This window comes from Pseudomonas sp. S35 (assembly GCF_009866765.1).
GTDB lineage: Bacteria > Pseudomonadota > Gammaproteobacteria > Pseudomonadales > Pseudomonadaceae > Aquipseudomonas.
The window spans coordinates 3,138,362-3,154,019 of record NZ_CP019431.1; the positions used below are offsets into that span (position 1 = coordinate 3,138,362).

Genomic DNA, 15,658 nt, shown 5'->3' on the forward strand with positions numbered 1-15,658 from the left:
GCTTACTCCCGGTTCTGTGCAGCGGATTGATGAAGGCTGATGATGTCGGACAGCAGCGCAAACGCCGTTTCCTTACGCCCGGCCCCGGGGCCCGAAACGGTCACCGTGCCGATCAGGTCGGTGCTGAAGGACACTGCGTTGGTGGCACCGCCGATGCTGGCCAGCGGATGATCGTTGCGCAACAAGCGCGGTTCAACGCTGGCACTGACCGAACCATCGGCATGCCGGGTGGCAGCGCCAATCAGCTTCCAGCGTGCGTTGTCCTGGCGAGCCTTGACGATGTCGTCAAGGGTGAGGGCACTGATACCGCTGCAGCGCACATCGTTGACCGTGAGCTTTGCCTCCAGCAGTTCGTTGGCCAGGATCACCACTTTGAGGCGTACATCATGGCCCTCGACATCCGCCGTCGGGTCCGCTTCGGCGTACCCCAGGGCCTGCGCCTGCTTGACTGCCTCGGCGAAGCCCAGGCCGCTTTCCATGCGGGTCAAAACGAAGTTGGAGGTGCCGTTGAGAATGCCCTCGAAGCCGATGATGGTGCTGCCTGCCAGCAACTGCCTGGCCAGGCGGATCACTGGCGTGCCACTCATCACCGACCCTTCGTATTCAAATGCAACATGGTTGCGCTGCGCGAGGGCTTTCAACTCGGCACCGTGCAGGGCAATCGGTCCTTTGTTGGTGGTCACCACGTGTTTGCCGTTTTCCAGCGCCCAGCGGCAGAACGAGGTCGCCGGTTCGCCATCCACCGGGTTGGTGAAGGTGGCTTCGGCAATGATGTCGGCACCGGCTTCTTTGATCACCGCTTCAGTGCGTGCGACTGCGTCGCCACCCGGCAGGTGGGCCAGCGCAGCCTCGACCACCGGCAGGGCCGCCAGCGAGGCCGCATCCAACCCTTGGCGATTGATCACCGACCCCAGAAAAAGGTCGGTGACACCGACGATTTTCAGGCTGAACCCCAGTGTGTTGCTCCAGTCTTGGTTGCGTTCGGCAATCAACTGGGCCAACGCTCGGTTGACGCCACCAAAGCCCACCAGCGCAATCTTGTATTCAGTCATTTTTTATTGCCCTTGATCTGTGTGATGAGTGATTAACCACTAGATTAGGCGCGCGATCAGGGCAGTGAAATATGCCGATTTGCTTTGTTTTATGGGCATTTTGACCAAAGCTCGGCGCTGCAACAGGCATAAAAAAAGCCAACAGGCGTTGGCTTTTTCAGCGGCGAAAACGGCTCAGACGACGGACGATAAAACGAATGACGTCACGGTGTTCTCCACGCCGGCCAGCGCCGAGATCTGGTTCCAGACCTGATGCACCCGCTGCGGGCTGGTGGCGCCGACGCGTACCATCAGGTCGAACTCACCGCTCATGACATCGCACTGGATCACTTCAGCAATTGTCCGTAGCGCCTGCAACACATCCTCACCGCGCATACGATCATAGCGATAGACGAAAATCACCGCGTTGATCTGCGATGAAGCCTGGTGCCCGTCGCCGGTCAGTACCGTATAGCCGAGGATTGCGCCGTCGCGCTCCAACCGTTCGATCCGTTGGCGCACGGCATTGCGCGACAGATTGACCTTCGCCGCCAGCTCCGCGTGCGCCGCCCGCGCGTTAAGCCGCAGCTCGGCGATGATGCGCTCATCGAGAGGGTCCAGAATGCGCTTCATATGGCCTCCTGTTGCCCCGTCGTTCACAGGGTGTCGAGCAGTTGAAAGAGGGGGCCGAGGTCGTCAGGCGCGATCCGGCGACGGGGTGAGGCGTCGTGCGTGGTGGCCAGGGCGTTCTGCTGCGGCGCGTTGATGCCCAGTTCGTCGAACAGCGCAGCCGATTTGGCTGGCGAAGTTTCCCCGAGGGTGACCATCGGCGCGACCAGGCTGCGCCGGTACAGTCTCGCGGCAAGTACCGCAGTGGCCGTGTGCGGGTCGATCAGGTAGCCCGTGTCATGGTACAGCGAGGTGATTTCATTCAGGGTTTGAGCATCGCTGACCGCGTACGAATCGATGATCATCCGTGCCCGCAACCAGCATTCATTGGCGAGGGTCATCTCTGCGCTGGCGTCGAACTCGGCCATCAGCGCGCTTACCGCTGTAGCGTCGTGCCCATACAACTCCCAGAGAAAACGCTCCAGGTTGGAGAAAATCGACAAGTCCATGGCTGGCGACAGGGTTTTGTCCGCCCGTTGCCGACAGTAGTGGTTTTTCAGGAACAGCTGATGCAACGCGTCGTTTTTGTTGGTCGCGACGATGATCTGGGTAATCGGCAGGCCCATTTTTTGTGCGATATAGCCTGCATAGACTTCGGCGAAACTGGCGGCTGGCACGCTGAAGCCGATCGGGCGCTGACCGCCACCCAGTTGCAGCACGGCGTAGAAATAAAACACCAGTTGTGCAAGCACGTTGACCCAGTTGCTGGAATTGAAGCTGATCGCCTCATAGCGCGGGTTGGGCCACTGCCGGAACAGGCGGTTCGCGAGGTGCTGGCACTCGTCAAAGCTGCCGGTGACGGCGAACGTGTGCAGGGCGGGGTGCGCTGCGCTGAGCAGTTCCTGCAGTTGATGCGGGAGGACCCCAGACTCCGGGTAGAGCAGCACGATGTGGACGTCATCACAGTGTTTGAACGCTTCGATGGCTGCCAGGCCGGTGTCACCGTTGGTGGCGCCAAGCAACACTGCGCGCCGCTGGCGCTTATGCAGAAAGTACTGCACAAGCTGCGCCTGGAGCTGCGCGGCGAAATCCTTGGAAGAGCGAGTAGGGCCGTGGAACAGTTCCAGTACCCATTCGTTGCGATCAACCTGATGCAGCGGCGCCACCGCACGGTGCTTGAACTGACCGCAGGCCGCGTTGAGCAGGCGCTTGAGATCCGCTTCAGGGATAGACGCCCCGATAAACGGACGCATGACCCGATAGGCCAGTTCGTCATAGGGCAAGGTTGACCAGTTGGCGATCTCGCGGGGTTCGAACAGCGGCAGCTCGAAGGGGACGAACAGCCCGCCGTCGTCGGCAAGCCCGGACAGTACGACCTTTTCGAAGTCCGCCTGCGCGGCCGAACTTCGGGTACTTACATAGTGCATCGTGGGGCTCCGGCCATTTATTTATAGCGATGGGCCTGCTCGACCAGCCAGGTGGAAAACATGACAGCATCGGGGTGCTGGTCAGCCTCGGAACTGCGTACCAGGTAGAACGACTCGCTGGCCTCGATGCGCTGATCGAAGGGCTCGACCAGGCGTCCATCCTGGAGCATCTCGCCGACCATCGAGGAGCGGGCCAGCGCAATCCCTTGCCCCAGTTCGGCCATGCGCAACGTCGAGATCAGCGTGTCGAATTGCATGCCTCGGGAGGAATCGACGGCGTCTGCGCCGACCCTCTTGAGCCAGTACCCCCAACCCTCTTCGTAACCCAGCACATGCAGCAACGGATGCCGCGCGACGTCGCTCGCGGTCGTCAGCGGTGACCCTGCCATCAAGGCGGGTGAACAGACCGGAAACAAGGTGTCCCAGGTCAGTCGCTGCGACACCAGGCCAGGCCATTGGCCATGCCCCCAGCGAATCTCCATATCGTCTTCGCCATCCAGTTCCTTGACCCATATGTTGCTGATGTAGCGGATATCGACGTGGGGATGCGCCCGGCTGAAGTCCACCAGCTTGGGCGCCAGCCAGTGCACAAAAAACGCCAGGCTGCCGCGCACCTTGATCGGCCGGCGTGTGTGCTGGCCAAAAATCTCGTTGGTCCCCACCGCCAGCCGCGTGATTGCATCCTGCACCACCGGCAGATAGGCCTGGCCTTCTTCTGTCAGCCCGAGGCCACGGGGCAGGCGCTTGAACAGCGCCACCCCAAGATGGCTTTCCAGTTGGCGGATCTGCTGGCTGACTGCGCCCTGGGTCAGGCACAGCTCATCTGCGGCGTGGGTAAAGTTCAGGTTACGCGCGGACACCTCGAAGGCGCGTAGCCAGTTCAATGGGGGGAGCGGCTTTTGCTTCATGGTCTGGACCTTATTGACGCGTACTCAGCACGCTTACCCATGCCGTCTAGGGTGACGGCTGAACCGTGGCGGCGAGCGACAAGCGTCGCTCGCGGCTGTTGCGGGTAATGTAATACACGAAGTAGCACCAGGCGATGAAGGGCACTCCGAAGTACAGCGCTACCCGCTGTTCAGGGTCGAATGCGATCCCCACGCAGGCAAGGCTGCAGCACACCAGTGCGCCCAGCGGCACCCACGGGTAGCCCCGGACCCGAAACTTGAGGTCGCGCACATTCCCGCCGTTGGCCACATAGTGACGGCGGAACGCAATCTGGCTGGCGGCGATGCTCATCCACACCACCACCACCGCCAACCCGGAAATCGACACCAGCGCCAGGTAGACAGTGTCGGCGGCGAACACACTGCTGAGCAGTGACGCGCCGCCGCCGACCATGCTCAACACGATCGCATTCAACGGTGTGCCCATGCGGGTCAGGTGCGAGAACTGCTTGGGCAGGTGGCCCTGGTCGCTCAAGGTCCACAGCATCCGCGAGGCGGCGTACAGCCCGGAGTTGGCGGCCGACAACAGAGCGGTGATGATCACGAAGTTCATGATGTCGGCGGAGTAGGGGATGCCGATGTAGGTGAACACGGTGACAAAGGGGCTCTCCACCAAACCGGCCTGTTCACGCGGGAGCAGCGTCGCCAAGACAAAAATGGTCCCGACGAAAAAGATCGCCAGGCGCAGGACGGTGGTGCGGATGGCACGCGGCACGTTGCGTTGCGGGTCTTTGGTTTCACCGGCGGCGATGCCGATCAACTCGGTGCCGGAGAAAGCAAACGACACTGCCAACAAGGTCATGGCAATCGACATGAAACCGGTGGGGAACAGGCCTTCGCGGGTGAAATTACCCAGGCCGATGCTGTGGGCCTGATCGATATTGAGCAAGCCAAGGATGGCGCCGCCGCCGATGATCAGGAACACCACGACCGTCACGACTTTGATCAGGGACAACCAGAACTCGGTCTCGGCGAACAAGCGTACCGAGACCACGTTGGTAAGGAATACCGCCCCGGCGAACAGCGCGCTCCAGATCCACACGGGCGTGTCTGGAAACCAGCGGGTCATCAGTATCCCTGCGGCGGTAAATTCCGAGCCAATGGCTACCGTCCACGTCAGCCAATACAGCCAGGCCACGGTGTAGCCCGTGCCGGGGCCGAGAAAACGTGTCGCGTAGGTGCTGAACGAGCCGGTTTCCGGCATCTGCACCGCCAACTCGCCGAGACACATCATCACCATGTACACCATGAGTGCGCCGATGATGTAGGCGATCACGGCGCCCAAGGGGCCTGCTTGGTTAACCGTATAGCCCGAGGTTAGAAACAGCCCGGTGCCGATCACGCCCCCCAAGGCCAGCATGACAATATGGCGTGTCTGCATCTCCTGTTTGAAACCGGCACGCGTGTGGGTGTGTTCTTTTGTTATGGACATGGTTGTTCTCATGAAAGTAGTTGGGGCAGGAAGGAACATTGCCACTCGGTTTTATTATTATTGCTCTTCATGAAACGCCTCACCGACGGCCCTGTCGTGAGGTTTGAAACGTCAGTTCACGCCCTCACTGAAGACAGGCTGTTGGTGTTTTTCATCGTGTAATCCCCTGACAAAGGCGAACGCCTGCTTCAGATCGTCAAGCAGGTCGTCGGTGTCCTCGATACCGACCGAGACCCGCACCAGCCCCTCTGAAATGCCCAGCGCCCGCCGCTCTTCCAGGGTGTTTTCAACATGGCTGGTGGTTCGGGCCGGGCCGTAAATGGTTTCTACCGCCCCAAGATTGCCCGCGCAGTGGGCAAACCGCAGGCGTGGCAGCAGCACCTTGACCGTGTCCATGCCGCCGATGAGCACGAAGCTGACGATGGCGCCAAAGCCGCCCATTTGCGCACACGCCACCGCGTGGTTCGGGTGACCGGGCAAGCCGGGATAATTGACCGATTCCACCAACGGCTCAGTGCAGAGAAACTCTGCCAGGGCGCGGGCACTGCGTTGCTGCTGACGCATGCGCAGCACCAGGGTCTTCATGCCGCGGATGATCATGTATGCCGAGAACGGATCAAGCGTCGCACCGTTGATTTCCCGGTAATGCCGAACCTTGGCCATCAAGGCTTCATTGCCACATACAAGGCCACCCAATACGTCACCATGACCGCTGAGGAATTTGGTCGCGCTGTGGATGACCACATCCACCCCCAGTGCCAGCGGGTTCTGATTCAGTGGCGTGGCAAATGTGTTATCGGCCACCACCAGTGCGCCGACGCGCCTGGCCGCAGTGACCAGACGCTGGATATCGATTATTTTCAGGGTCGGGTTGGTCGGCGTTTCCAGGTACACCACCTGACAGCCTTTGGCGATTTCACGTTCAATCTCTTCGTGATCGAACGTCTGGCACAAGGTTACCGCCACACCCGTGCGCGGCAGGAATTCCTCGAAAATCTTGTTGGTGCCGCCGTAACTGTCCTTGGTCGATACCACACGGTCGCCATGGGCCAGGAAGGTGTACAGCACACTGCTGATGGCCGCCATGCCGCTGCTGAACGCTACTGCGGATTCGGCCATTTCCAGTTCGCCAATCTTGGCTTCAAGGGTTTCGACCGTCGGGTTGCTCATACGGCTATAGATGAAGCCCGGTGCTTTGCCCATGGCCACGTCGTACCAGACGTCGATGTCGTCGTAACCGTAGGCGGCGCTGACCACAATAGGTGTCTGCGTGGCGTTGTAGGGATGCCTGACTTGCTCCCCACCCCAGACCGCCCGGGTCCCGGCGCCCGCATTATCAAGCCCTGCGCTGTCAGGTTTGTTGTTCATTGAGACTACTCGCACTGAGGGGTGAACGTTGATTCATTCACACAGATAGTGCAGGTCAATATAGGGATAAGCGGTGCGCCCGAGAAACGATGTTATCGGTGCCAAAGGGCTGCTTTTTTTAATGGGTATTGCGGGCGGATGTAGAGGATTTTGGTACGGCGGGCTTCGCCATACCGGCGTTTTTCAAGTGACATTTTCGCTGACCCCTTCGCGCCGAGAAACTTCGGCCATCGTCAGGCTCTGCGGGGGAAGCAACATCTTTAACAATGCGGCTCTACGTTCTGGTGAATAGCACGACACGCGTAGTCTCTTTGCGCCCCCGATGTTCTTTTTCAGGAAAAATCGGAGAGGCGACAACTATCCTGACACCGGGGGATGTGACGGAAAGGTGCCGACCTAAAAAATATAAAATATATATGAATCAATATGATGACTTTGAATTACTACGAGTTTGACGTTTGCGTCGTTTTATTGGCTGATTAATATCAAAGAGCCATATTGACAGATTGTTGGACGATAATTAGTCTTTGCAAGATGTTTCAAGGACTGAACGCGATGACTAATGGATTAGTTGCACCTGCCCGCCTGTGCCTCATAGAAAAATTCCTGTTGTGCCCACCGGACCGTCTCATAACGGTTCTTGATCATGATTCTGCCGTTTGCCTGACGCAGTTGGACCTCAAATCGAAGGTTTATCAGGCGCGTCAGGTACTCCGCCAACGTGCCCTTGAACCGGGGCAGGTCGTAGCGATCTGCATGCCTTCGAGCATGGAGGTGCTGACCGTGGTGCTCGCCGCGTGGGCCGAAAGATTGGCAATCGCGCTTCTGCCGCACGATTTAACTCATACGACAATGCGTGATGGCAGCGGGTTGGCCGCAATGCTGGAGTTGATTGAACCTGCGTTGATAATGACCAGCGGGGCGATAGCGACGAAGTTGCCGGGCTCATGGTCAGATGTCGCCCTGACGGATGACGCGTTGCTCAAGCAGATGAGCGCGATAGCCGATTACGTCGATGAGCCAGCCTTGAGCCGCCCTGAAGACTTGGCGATTTTACAGTTCACATCTGGCAGTACCGGAATGCCCAAAGCGGTGTGCATCAGTCAGTCGATGCTCAGTTCCAATTGTCAGGCAATTGCCGAGCGTGTAAACGTCGACACGACCGACCGGATGGTCAGTTGGTTACCGCTTCACCACGACATGGGGCTTTCCGCATTGACGCTGGCCTGGTGGTGTTCTATCGATCTGGTGCTGATGCCAACTCACGAGTTTTCTCGACAGCCCATGGCTTGGCTGCAGGCACTTTCTCGCTTCAAGGGTACCTTGTCACCAGCGCCAACTTCTGCATTTGCCTTGCTCAGCCGCCTCGCCGGACGCGTGCGCGAAGGTGAACTGGACTTGTCCCATTGGCGCTATGCCTGGGTGGGTGCCGAGCCAGTGTTTTATGACCACCTCCGTCAGTTTGAAATTGCCTTCGCAGTTCATGGCCTGCAAGTGGGTGTACTGCAACCGGCGTACGGTATGGCGGAAGCAGTGGTTGCGGTTTCACTCAACGCGCCTGGACAAGGTATGCGCGTTCGCTGGTTGGACACTCAAAGCCTGCACAGCTCAATGCTGCTCAAAGAGCAAGCGCCTGGCACTCCCGGCTCTGCACCTTATCTAGGAAATGGCACGGCAGTCGGTGAAACCGAATTTCGAGTCGTAGATGAACACGAAATTTGTTTGACGCAGGGCCAGCTTGGCCGGCTGCAGATCAGGGGCGACAGTATCATTCGCCGTTACTTGAAAATGGATCCGGTGCGACCCGAAGCAAAAGATTGGTATGACACGGGTGACCTGGGCTTTCTGCTGAACGATGAAGTGTTCATTACCGGGCGCAGCAAGGACTTGATTACGCGTGCAGGCGTCAACGTCAATCCGCACATTATTGAATGGGCGCTGGAAAGTGCCTTCAATTTAGCTGCCGGTTCTGTCGCTGCCTTCTCCTGCATCGACATTCAGCGTTCAAAGGAATGCGTTGTAGTGGTCATGGCGAGTAATGCTCTTGGCACTCGGGATCCAGCGGAGTTGCGTCGCGAAGTGGCGCAGATCGTTGTACGGCAAGCCGGCGTGCAGGTGGATGAAGTGCTGCTGATCCGCCGCTCGGAATTCCCTAAAACCACAAGTGGGAAAATCCAACGTCAGGCATTAAGTCGACTGTATTTGAGTAACCGTTTGAGTTCTGCTGCCGTCACGACTGACCGCGTTTCCGCTTAATCATCCTTTACAACAGCACGGATTGCATACGTGCAAGGAGCACTTGTGTTTGATGTTATTTGCCAGACAATAAAAAGCCTTTCAATGCAGGGCATTCTACCGGCTCATTTGAACAGTTCCGCGATAAAGCCTAACGATACGCTGTTGGACTTGGGGTTGGACTCAATGGGGCAACTAACGCTGCTCTCCGAGTTGAAAGGTCGTTTATCGCTGAGCTTGCCTGCCGACCAAGTTGATGCGACGACAACGCTTCATGAGTTGGCGTTGATACTTGAGCGTGCGAACACACTCGCGTTTTCTGCGGCGGTATAAAGGGATCGTCAATGTCCACTAATATGTCTGTAAAAATGCCGTGGTTCGTCAGTGCCAAGGTCGACACGCTGGCTATTCTGGTTGGAGGCCCATTGATTTCGGTCGCGCTGTTACTGGCTATTATGCAGGGACCGGCGTTTCTGGTGGGCGCGTTGTTGTTTGCGCTGTTTCTGGATATTCCCCATGTACTGCATACGCACGTTCGATTGTTCGCTGAGCCGCTGGAATATCAGCGCCACAAAGTGCAATTCTGGGCGGGATTAGTTGTTATCAGTGTCTTGTGCGTCGGCCTCTACAGCCTGAATGCTTTACCTTGGCTTGTGGCGATCTGGGTTTATTGGCAGCCCTATCATGTGTGTAAACAGCATTTTGGTGTGGCGGCACTTTATGCGAAGAAGGCCGGGTATAAACATTCCACTTTGCCGATTCGCAACATGGTATTGGCCGGGTTTGCTGCGCCGCTGATTTATCGCATCACTCACGGTGGTTTTCATTTTGGAAACTACGAACTGTTTGAGCAGACGCTGCCGTTTGCGAACATCTCAATTCCAACGCCGGCACTCGCGCCGTTCTGGGCTTGGTTGGCATACGCTGTATTCGCCGCCACGACGCTTCAATTCCTGGTTGCCGAGCGGCGACAGCAGCGTCATCAAGAAGGCTTGCCGCGGTTCGTATTGGTCATGCTGGCGGTTTCGCTGGGTTTGTATAACGCCGCTTACCTGCTGGTGAGCGATCTGTACGCGCTTATTTTGATCGGTACCAGCATCCACGCGCTGCAATACCACTTGGTGTGCACGTCTACCGTGATGGCTGGACTGCGCCGAACTGAAACCCAGCCAGCCGTCACAGGCGCCTTGGGTGTTGCACACGGTTGGGTCAAGCGGATGGGGGCTAAACCGTGGATCTGGTTCAGTACGCTGGGGCTGGCCAGTCTGTTGGTGCTCAGCCTGGAGATGCCTTCTGTAGGGCTGGTACCGCTGATCATCGTTCTGCATCACTTCTACCTGGATGGTGTCATTTGGAAACGTCGGTGAAGCCTGTCGCAAACCTGGACGGGCGTACCTTCGTGGACGAGTTGCGCCCATTGATCGAGGACTTGCGACGCCATCATGCATGGCGCTATCGCTTGGACTTCGGATTGAGCATCGGCTTGTTCTGGGTCGCACTGTCCATGCTCGAAGGCGCCGGTTCTGTGACTTGGCCGTTATGGTATGGCACGGCGGTGTTCACGCTTTACCGGTCGGCCATGTTCATTCATGAGCTGAGCCATATGCCGCGCCGCGCTGTACCCGGGTTCAACCTGATGTGGAACCTGGCGTGTGGTATCCCACTGCTGTTGCCATCGTTTTTGTATTTGAGCCATATCGACCACCATACGCTCGGGCGCTACGGCACTCGCCAGGATCCGGAGTACCTGCCCTTTGAGCAGCAGTTTGGCCGCAGTGTGATCACCTTATTGGTCGGTACGCTTTTTACGCCGCTATTGCTGTTGGTACGTTTTGCAGTACTTGGCCCGGCCTCTTGGTGCATTGCGCCGCTGCGTCGGCGGGTCATCGAGCGATACAGTGCGGTCACCTTACATGCCGCCTACCGAAACACGGCGACGCGTTTTCGTAGCGCGCGCGGCTACAACTACCTGCTGGAGATAGCGACCAGCCTTTATGCGTGGGGGCTGATCGCTGCAGCAGGCTCAGAGATGTTGCCGTGGTCGCGTGTCGGCCTGTTCCTTGCCGTCATTTATGGTGTGTTGTTCATCAACATGTTCCGCACATGCCTGGCGCATCGGTATGCCTCCAGCGGTGAACCGGTATCACTTCAATGGCAATTGGCCGATTCGTCGACCCATGATCGACAGGGAAGTTGGCTGGAACTGCTTGAGCCCCTGAGCCAACGCTATCACGCCATGCATCATCTTTTTCCGGCATTGCCCTATCACTCTTTGAGACCAGCCCATGAACGAATCATGGTGGCCGAGGGTGTGGCGGCGGATCTTTATCGACAGACAGCGGGTCGGCTATCACCCGTTTCGTCACCCTACAGCACAGAGAATCTTTCATGAGCCCTTGGCAGCAAATCAGTCCATTTGAGCAGCATGTGAATCCTGCGGTCGGCGAATTGATTCGTCGGGTAGGGCTCGACAAAACGTTTGTCCGCGGCGAGGGCTGCTACCTCTATGACGCACAAGGACGGGCTTACCTGGATTTTCTCGGTGCGTACGGTGCGCTGCCATTCGGCCATAGTCCGGACGCATTGCTGGCCGAACTGGCCAGCTTTCAACTGAGTCGGGAACCGATCTTTGTGCAGCCATCTTCCCTGGCGGCAAGTGGGTTGCTGGCACAACGTCTATTAGCAATCGCGCCAGGCGATTACCGAAGCGTGACCTTTCAAAACAGTGGCGCCGAAACGGTAGAGGCGGCACTTAAAGCCTGCCTTATCAAGACAGGTCGCAAGCGCATTTTGTCGACCCACCAGAGCTTCCATGGCAAGACGCTCGGAGCGCTCTCAGCGACAGGCTCGGATAAATATCAGGAAGGTTTCCAAGCGCCGTTGCCTGGTTTTGATTTTGTTGACTATGGCGATATTCAGGCCCTTGAAGACCAATTACAGCGCCACCCTGACGCCTACGCTGCAGTAATCATTGAACCGGTACAGGGCGAGGGTGGAATCAATCTGCCGCCGCCCGAGTACCTGCAGCAAATCAGGGCCGCCTGTGATCGCAGCGGCACCCTGTTGATTATCGATGAGGTTCAAACCGGACTGGGACGCACCGGGCAGATGTTCGCCAGTGCGGGGGTGCAAGCGGACTGCCTGCTGCTGGCGAAAGCCCTGGGCGGCGGGGTCATGCCGATCGGTGCCTGTTTGCTCAGCAAGAACGCGTACAGCGAAGACTTCCAGAACAAGCATTCATCTACGTTCGGCGGCAACACACTGGCCTGCCGCATCGGGCTGAAAGTGCTGGATCTACTGGACGAACGTCAAGACCTGCTGGACGGCGTGCGAGAAAACGGACGCTACTTGCTGGAACAACTCAACGAGCTGGCGGCACGACACGCCTCGTTCATCAAGGAAGTACGCGGTGCGGGCTACCTGATCGGCATCGAGTTTGATCTTGATCGCAGTCACTATCCGCAATTCTACGGCGGCTTCACCGGCATCATGGGGGAGCAGGAAAGCCTTGTTCCCATTCTCGCAAGCTACTTGCTCAATGTTGAAGGTGTACGCGTTGCACCGACCCTCAACGGTGCGAACGTGATGCGTGTCGAGCCTCCCCTCATCGCCGGGCGAGCCGAGTGTGAAGTGTTTATCCAGGCGCTGGCTCGCACGCTGCAATGGGTGGAGGAGGGGCGTACGGGCACATTACTTGCGCATCTGCTTGATGCTCAGCCCTGCTCGTCGGGACCACCGCCAGCGCCGCTGCATCAGATCAGCTTTACCGAGGCAGTGCCTGATAACCATTTTGCATTTGTTTTGCATCCCCTGGAACTCTCGAACTATGCCGAATTCGATGAAAGCCTGAGTCATTATTCTCAACAGTCGTTGCGCATGCTTGAAGAGCGCTTGAATCCGTTGATGGACCCATTTTTCGTCTCTACCGTCGAGCTTACATCGCCTGCCACCGGTCGCAGAGTGACCGGTGATCTGATCATGGTGCCACGCTCCGCGGCGCAGTTTGCGGCGATGCCCGTTGAGGAGTCCTGTGAACTGATCGGCCAGGCCATCGACATGGCCAAGCAACGCGGTGCAACGTTGGTCGGGCTAGGCGGGCATACCTCAATCGTGACCGGTGGTGGCTTGCGTTTGTTGGATAAAGGCGTGGCCCTGACGACGGGTAACAGTTACACGCTGCTTACAGCGGTCGAGGCATCGTGCCGTGCGGTTGAAATGACAGGGCGCCGAATGCAGGACATGCGCGTTGCGGTTATTGGTGCCACCGGAAGCATAGGCTCGGCCATCGCGCGGTTGATTGCGATGCAGGCCGGACAGGTCACCCTGGTGGGTAACCCGATGAGTGCACGGTTCAACACGCCGCGCTTTGGCTCTGTCATTACTCAGTTGGTGAACTTCTGCACGCAGGGCGTGCCGGCGCCCGGCAGCGTACTTGCCGCAATCGCTGAGCGTTTGAACGAACACGATAGCGCCGATCTCGCAGCCTTGTTGTTGACTGAAAACGGTGAGCGTACCGCGCTGCGCTGGAGTAACGACATCAACCTTTCGTTGGCCGACGCTGACTTGGTACTGATTGCGACTAACAGCGCCGAGCGCTTTATCAGCGCCGATGACATCGCCGAAGGGGCCATCCTGTGTGACATCTCCCGACCCGCCAATGTCAGCCAGGATATCTCCAGTCGCCGGCCGGACGTGCTGGTGCTTGACGGTGGCATTGTCGAAATGCCCGGAGAAGCACGCTTGGGCTCACGTTACGGTATCCCGCAAGACCTCGCCTACGCCTGCATGGCCGAAACCATGATGCTCGCCCTCGAAGGTATTTCCTGCCACACGAGCCTTGGTCTGGACCTCAGCAATGATGACCTTGAATTGGTTCAATCGTTGTCCGTGCGCCACGGTTTCATGCTGGCTGGATTTCGCAGTTTTGATAAAGCCCTCGATCCCGATCAGTGGCGCAGATACGCCGAACGATTCAGCACCGCTACCGCTGTCGAAACCATCTAAGAGAGGATCCGAGTATGCCCGTATTGGAAAAAACCACCCTCATCAAGGGGCGTAGCTGTGCCGAGGTATTCGACTTCTGCATGGAAGGTGTGAACTTCCCGAAGATCTTCCCGGAGCGCGTTACCCCACTTGGAAACATAGATATTGCTGACCTGCGGATCGAGCAAGGGCGTCAATTCCGTTTCCGGCATTGGATGTTCGGGTTTATCCCTGCCAATTGGACCGTTGGCATCCGCGAAGTCAAAGACAACGAGTATTTCATTGATGAAATGATCAAGGGGCCCCTGAGTGCGTTCCGGCATGAGCATCGCGTTGAATCCGCTGCCGGGGGGACGCTTTATACCGACCGAGTGACTTATCACGCCATAGGCGGTGCGCTGTTTGAGTGGTTGTTTGTCGACGCCTATATGGACCGGATATTTGAAGCACGTCACCGCAACATGCAACAGCTTTTGGACCTCTCATGATTGCTGTCAAAGCAGTGGATACGGCAAAGCGGTTAAGGCAGTTTATCGACCTGCCTTTTCGTCTGTACGCCGACGACCCGCACTGGGTTGCGCCCTTACGCAGCGACATGAAACGGATACTGTCACCACGACACAACCCCTTCTTTCGCGAAGCACAGATTGAGCATTTTCTGGCGCTGGATGATCAAGGTCAGGCCCAGGGTCGAGTCAGCGTATGTATTCACGCGGCATACAACCTGCGCTTTGGTCATGAGCACGTTTTTTTCGGTTTTTTTGAAGTCGCGCCAGACCCCGCCGTCACGCGGGCATTATTCGATGCGGTAGGTCAATGGGCGAGAGCGCGTGGCAAATCAAGGTTACTGGGGCCTTACAGTTATACCTCGACACAGGATGCTGCGTTGTTACTCGAGAACATCGACGGCCGGCCTCCCACGCTGCTGCAAACCTATAACCCGCTTTGGTACGCCGACGCTCTCAAGCAGGCGGGTTTCGAGCTGGCTTTCACCTTCAGCACGTATGGGGTTGACGTGGAGCAGTACCGTGCGCGACGCAAGGCCAGCCGCAGTGAAAAAGTATTGCCAGGTAGCCAGTTCAGTGTGCGCAGTGCTACGCGGACTGACTTGCGTTCGAATCTGGAGGAGATCCGCTGTTTGTTCAACAGTGCATTTGCCGAGAACTATGAGGTCGCGCCGATCTCCAAGGCCAGTTTCAAATTCCAGATCGATAGTGTGAAGACGTTTATCGATCTTGAAGGCATCAAGCTTATTGAACTGGACGGCCGGGCCGTAGCATTTTTCCTGATTTTGCCGGACCTCAACCAGATCTTGAGTCGACTCAAGGGGCATTTCGGTCTGTTCGACCTGCTCAAGCTAAATCGTTACAAGCGCGGCGTCACCGGTGGTGTCATCGCACTTATCGGTGCCGACCCATCCGTCCAGGGAAGTGGCCTAGGCCGGTTAATCGGCGATGAGATCGTGCGTTACGCCGAACCGCGCTTTCAACGTGTTGACACCATGTGGATCGACGACCGCAATCCTTCCAGCTACGTACTTGCACGTAATGTCGGAATGCGTCGGACCAAGCGCTACGGTGTTTTCGGACTCAATTTAGACCAAACCCCGGGTTAAACTGGAGCTGT

The 15,658-nt window shown here is 57.6% G+C and carries 13 protein-coding genes; 7 read left to right on the forward strand and 6 right to left on the reverse strand.

Annotation, left to right across the window (positions count from 1 at the left end):
• Positions 1-2 precede the first annotated feature (2 nt).
• The 6 genes from PspS35_RS13815 to PspS35_RS13840 all read right to left on the reverse strand — a co-directional run bounded on the left by PspS35_RS13815 (position 3) and on the right by PspS35_RS13840 (position 6,814).
• Complete coding sequence (locus tag PspS35_RS13815; RefSeq protein ID WP_159935341.1) at positions 3-1,052, reverse strand: homoserine dehydrogenase; 1,050 nt, start codon at positions 1,050-1,052, stop codon at positions 3-5.
• A gap of 174 nt (positions 1,053-1,226) precedes the next feature.
• Complete coding sequence (locus PspS35_RS13820; protein ID WP_159935342.1) at positions 1,227-1,664, reverse strand: Lrp/AsnC family transcriptional regulator; 438 nt, start codon at positions 1,662-1,664, stop codon at positions 1,227-1,229.
• A 23-nt stretch (positions 1,665-1,687) separates the two neighbouring features.
• On the reverse strand, positions 1,688-3,067 hold the full coding sequence (gene thrC / locus PspS35_RS13825) for a threonine synthase (protein ID WP_159935343.1): 1,380 nt from the start codon (positions 3,065-3,067) through the stop codon (positions 1,688-1,690).
• A gap of 17 nt (positions 3,068-3,084) precedes the next feature.
• Entirely contained in the window at positions 3,085-3,975 is an 891-nt protein-coding gene (locus PspS35_RS13830; protein WP_159935344.1) for a LysR substrate-binding domain-containing protein, read from the reverse strand.
• 46 nt (positions 3,976-4,021) lie between these two features.
• The gene (locus tag PspS35_RS13835; RefSeq protein WP_159935345.1) at positions 4,022-5,446 is read right to left on the reverse strand and encodes an amino acid permease; all 1,425 of its coding nucleotides are present in this window, start codon (positions 5,444-5,446) and stop codon (positions 4,022-4,024) included.
• Between the two features lie 111 nt (positions 5,447-5,557).
• Positions 5,558-6,814: a cystathionine gamma-synthase family protein gene (locus PspS35_RS13840; RefSeq protein WP_159935346.1), complete on the reverse strand. Its 1,257-nt coding sequence runs from the start codon at positions 6,812-6,814 to the stop codon at positions 5,558-5,560.
• A gap of 555 nt (positions 6,815-7,369) precedes the next feature.
• On the opposite strand from PspS35_RS13840, the gene PspS35_RS13850 reads away from it, so the two are divergent.
• From PspS35_RS13850 to PspS35_RS13880, 7 genes are read left to right on the forward strand one after another with little or no spacing between them, the layout of a single operon-like run.
• Entirely contained in the window at positions 7,370-9,070 is a 1,701-nt protein-coding gene (locus PspS35_RS13850; RefSeq protein WP_159935348.1) for an AMP-binding protein, read from the forward strand.
• Positions 9,071-9,115: 45 nt separating this feature from the next.
• Positions 9,116-9,382: an acyl carrier protein gene (locus PspS35_RS13855; RefSeq protein ID WP_159935349.1), complete on the forward strand. Its 267-nt coding sequence runs from the start codon at positions 9,116-9,118 to the stop codon at positions 9,380-9,382.
• A gap of 11 nt (positions 9,383-9,393) precedes the next feature.
• A complete protein-coding gene (locus PspS35_RS13860; RefSeq protein ID WP_159935350.1) occupies positions 9,394-10,416 on the forward strand; it encodes a hypothetical protein in 1,023 nt (340 codons plus the stop codon).
• The gene (locus PspS35_RS13865) at positions 10,413-11,441 is read left to right on the forward strand and encodes a fatty acid desaturase (RefSeq protein ID WP_159935351.1); all 1,029 of its coding nucleotides are present in this window, start codon (positions 10,413-10,415) and stop codon (positions 11,439-11,441) included. The genes PspS35_RS13860 and PspS35_RS13865 overlap by 4 nt, the downstream gene beginning before the upstream one ends.
• Positions 11,438-14,053 carry an aminotransferase class III-fold pyridoxal phosphate-dependent enzyme gene (locus PspS35_RS13870; protein WP_159935352.1) on the forward strand — a complete coding sequence of 872 codons (2,616 nt, stop codon included), beginning with the start codon at positions 11,438-11,440 and terminating at the stop codon, positions 14,051-14,053. The genes PspS35_RS13865 and PspS35_RS13870 overlap by 4 nt, the downstream gene beginning before the upstream one ends.
• A 14-nt stretch (positions 14,054-14,067) precedes the next feature.
• Positions 14,068-14,520: an SRPBCC family protein gene (locus tag PspS35_RS13875; RefSeq protein WP_060742444.1), complete on the forward strand. Its 453-nt coding sequence runs from the start codon at positions 14,068-14,070 to the stop codon at positions 14,518-14,520.
• Complete coding sequence (locus tag PspS35_RS13880) at positions 14,517-15,647, forward strand: hypothetical protein (RefSeq protein ID WP_159935353.1); 1,131 nt, start codon at positions 14,517-14,519, stop codon at positions 15,645-15,647. The genes PspS35_RS13875 and PspS35_RS13880 overlap by 4 nt, the downstream gene beginning before the upstream one ends.
• The last annotated feature ends 11 nt before the right edge of the window (positions 15,648-15,658 follow it).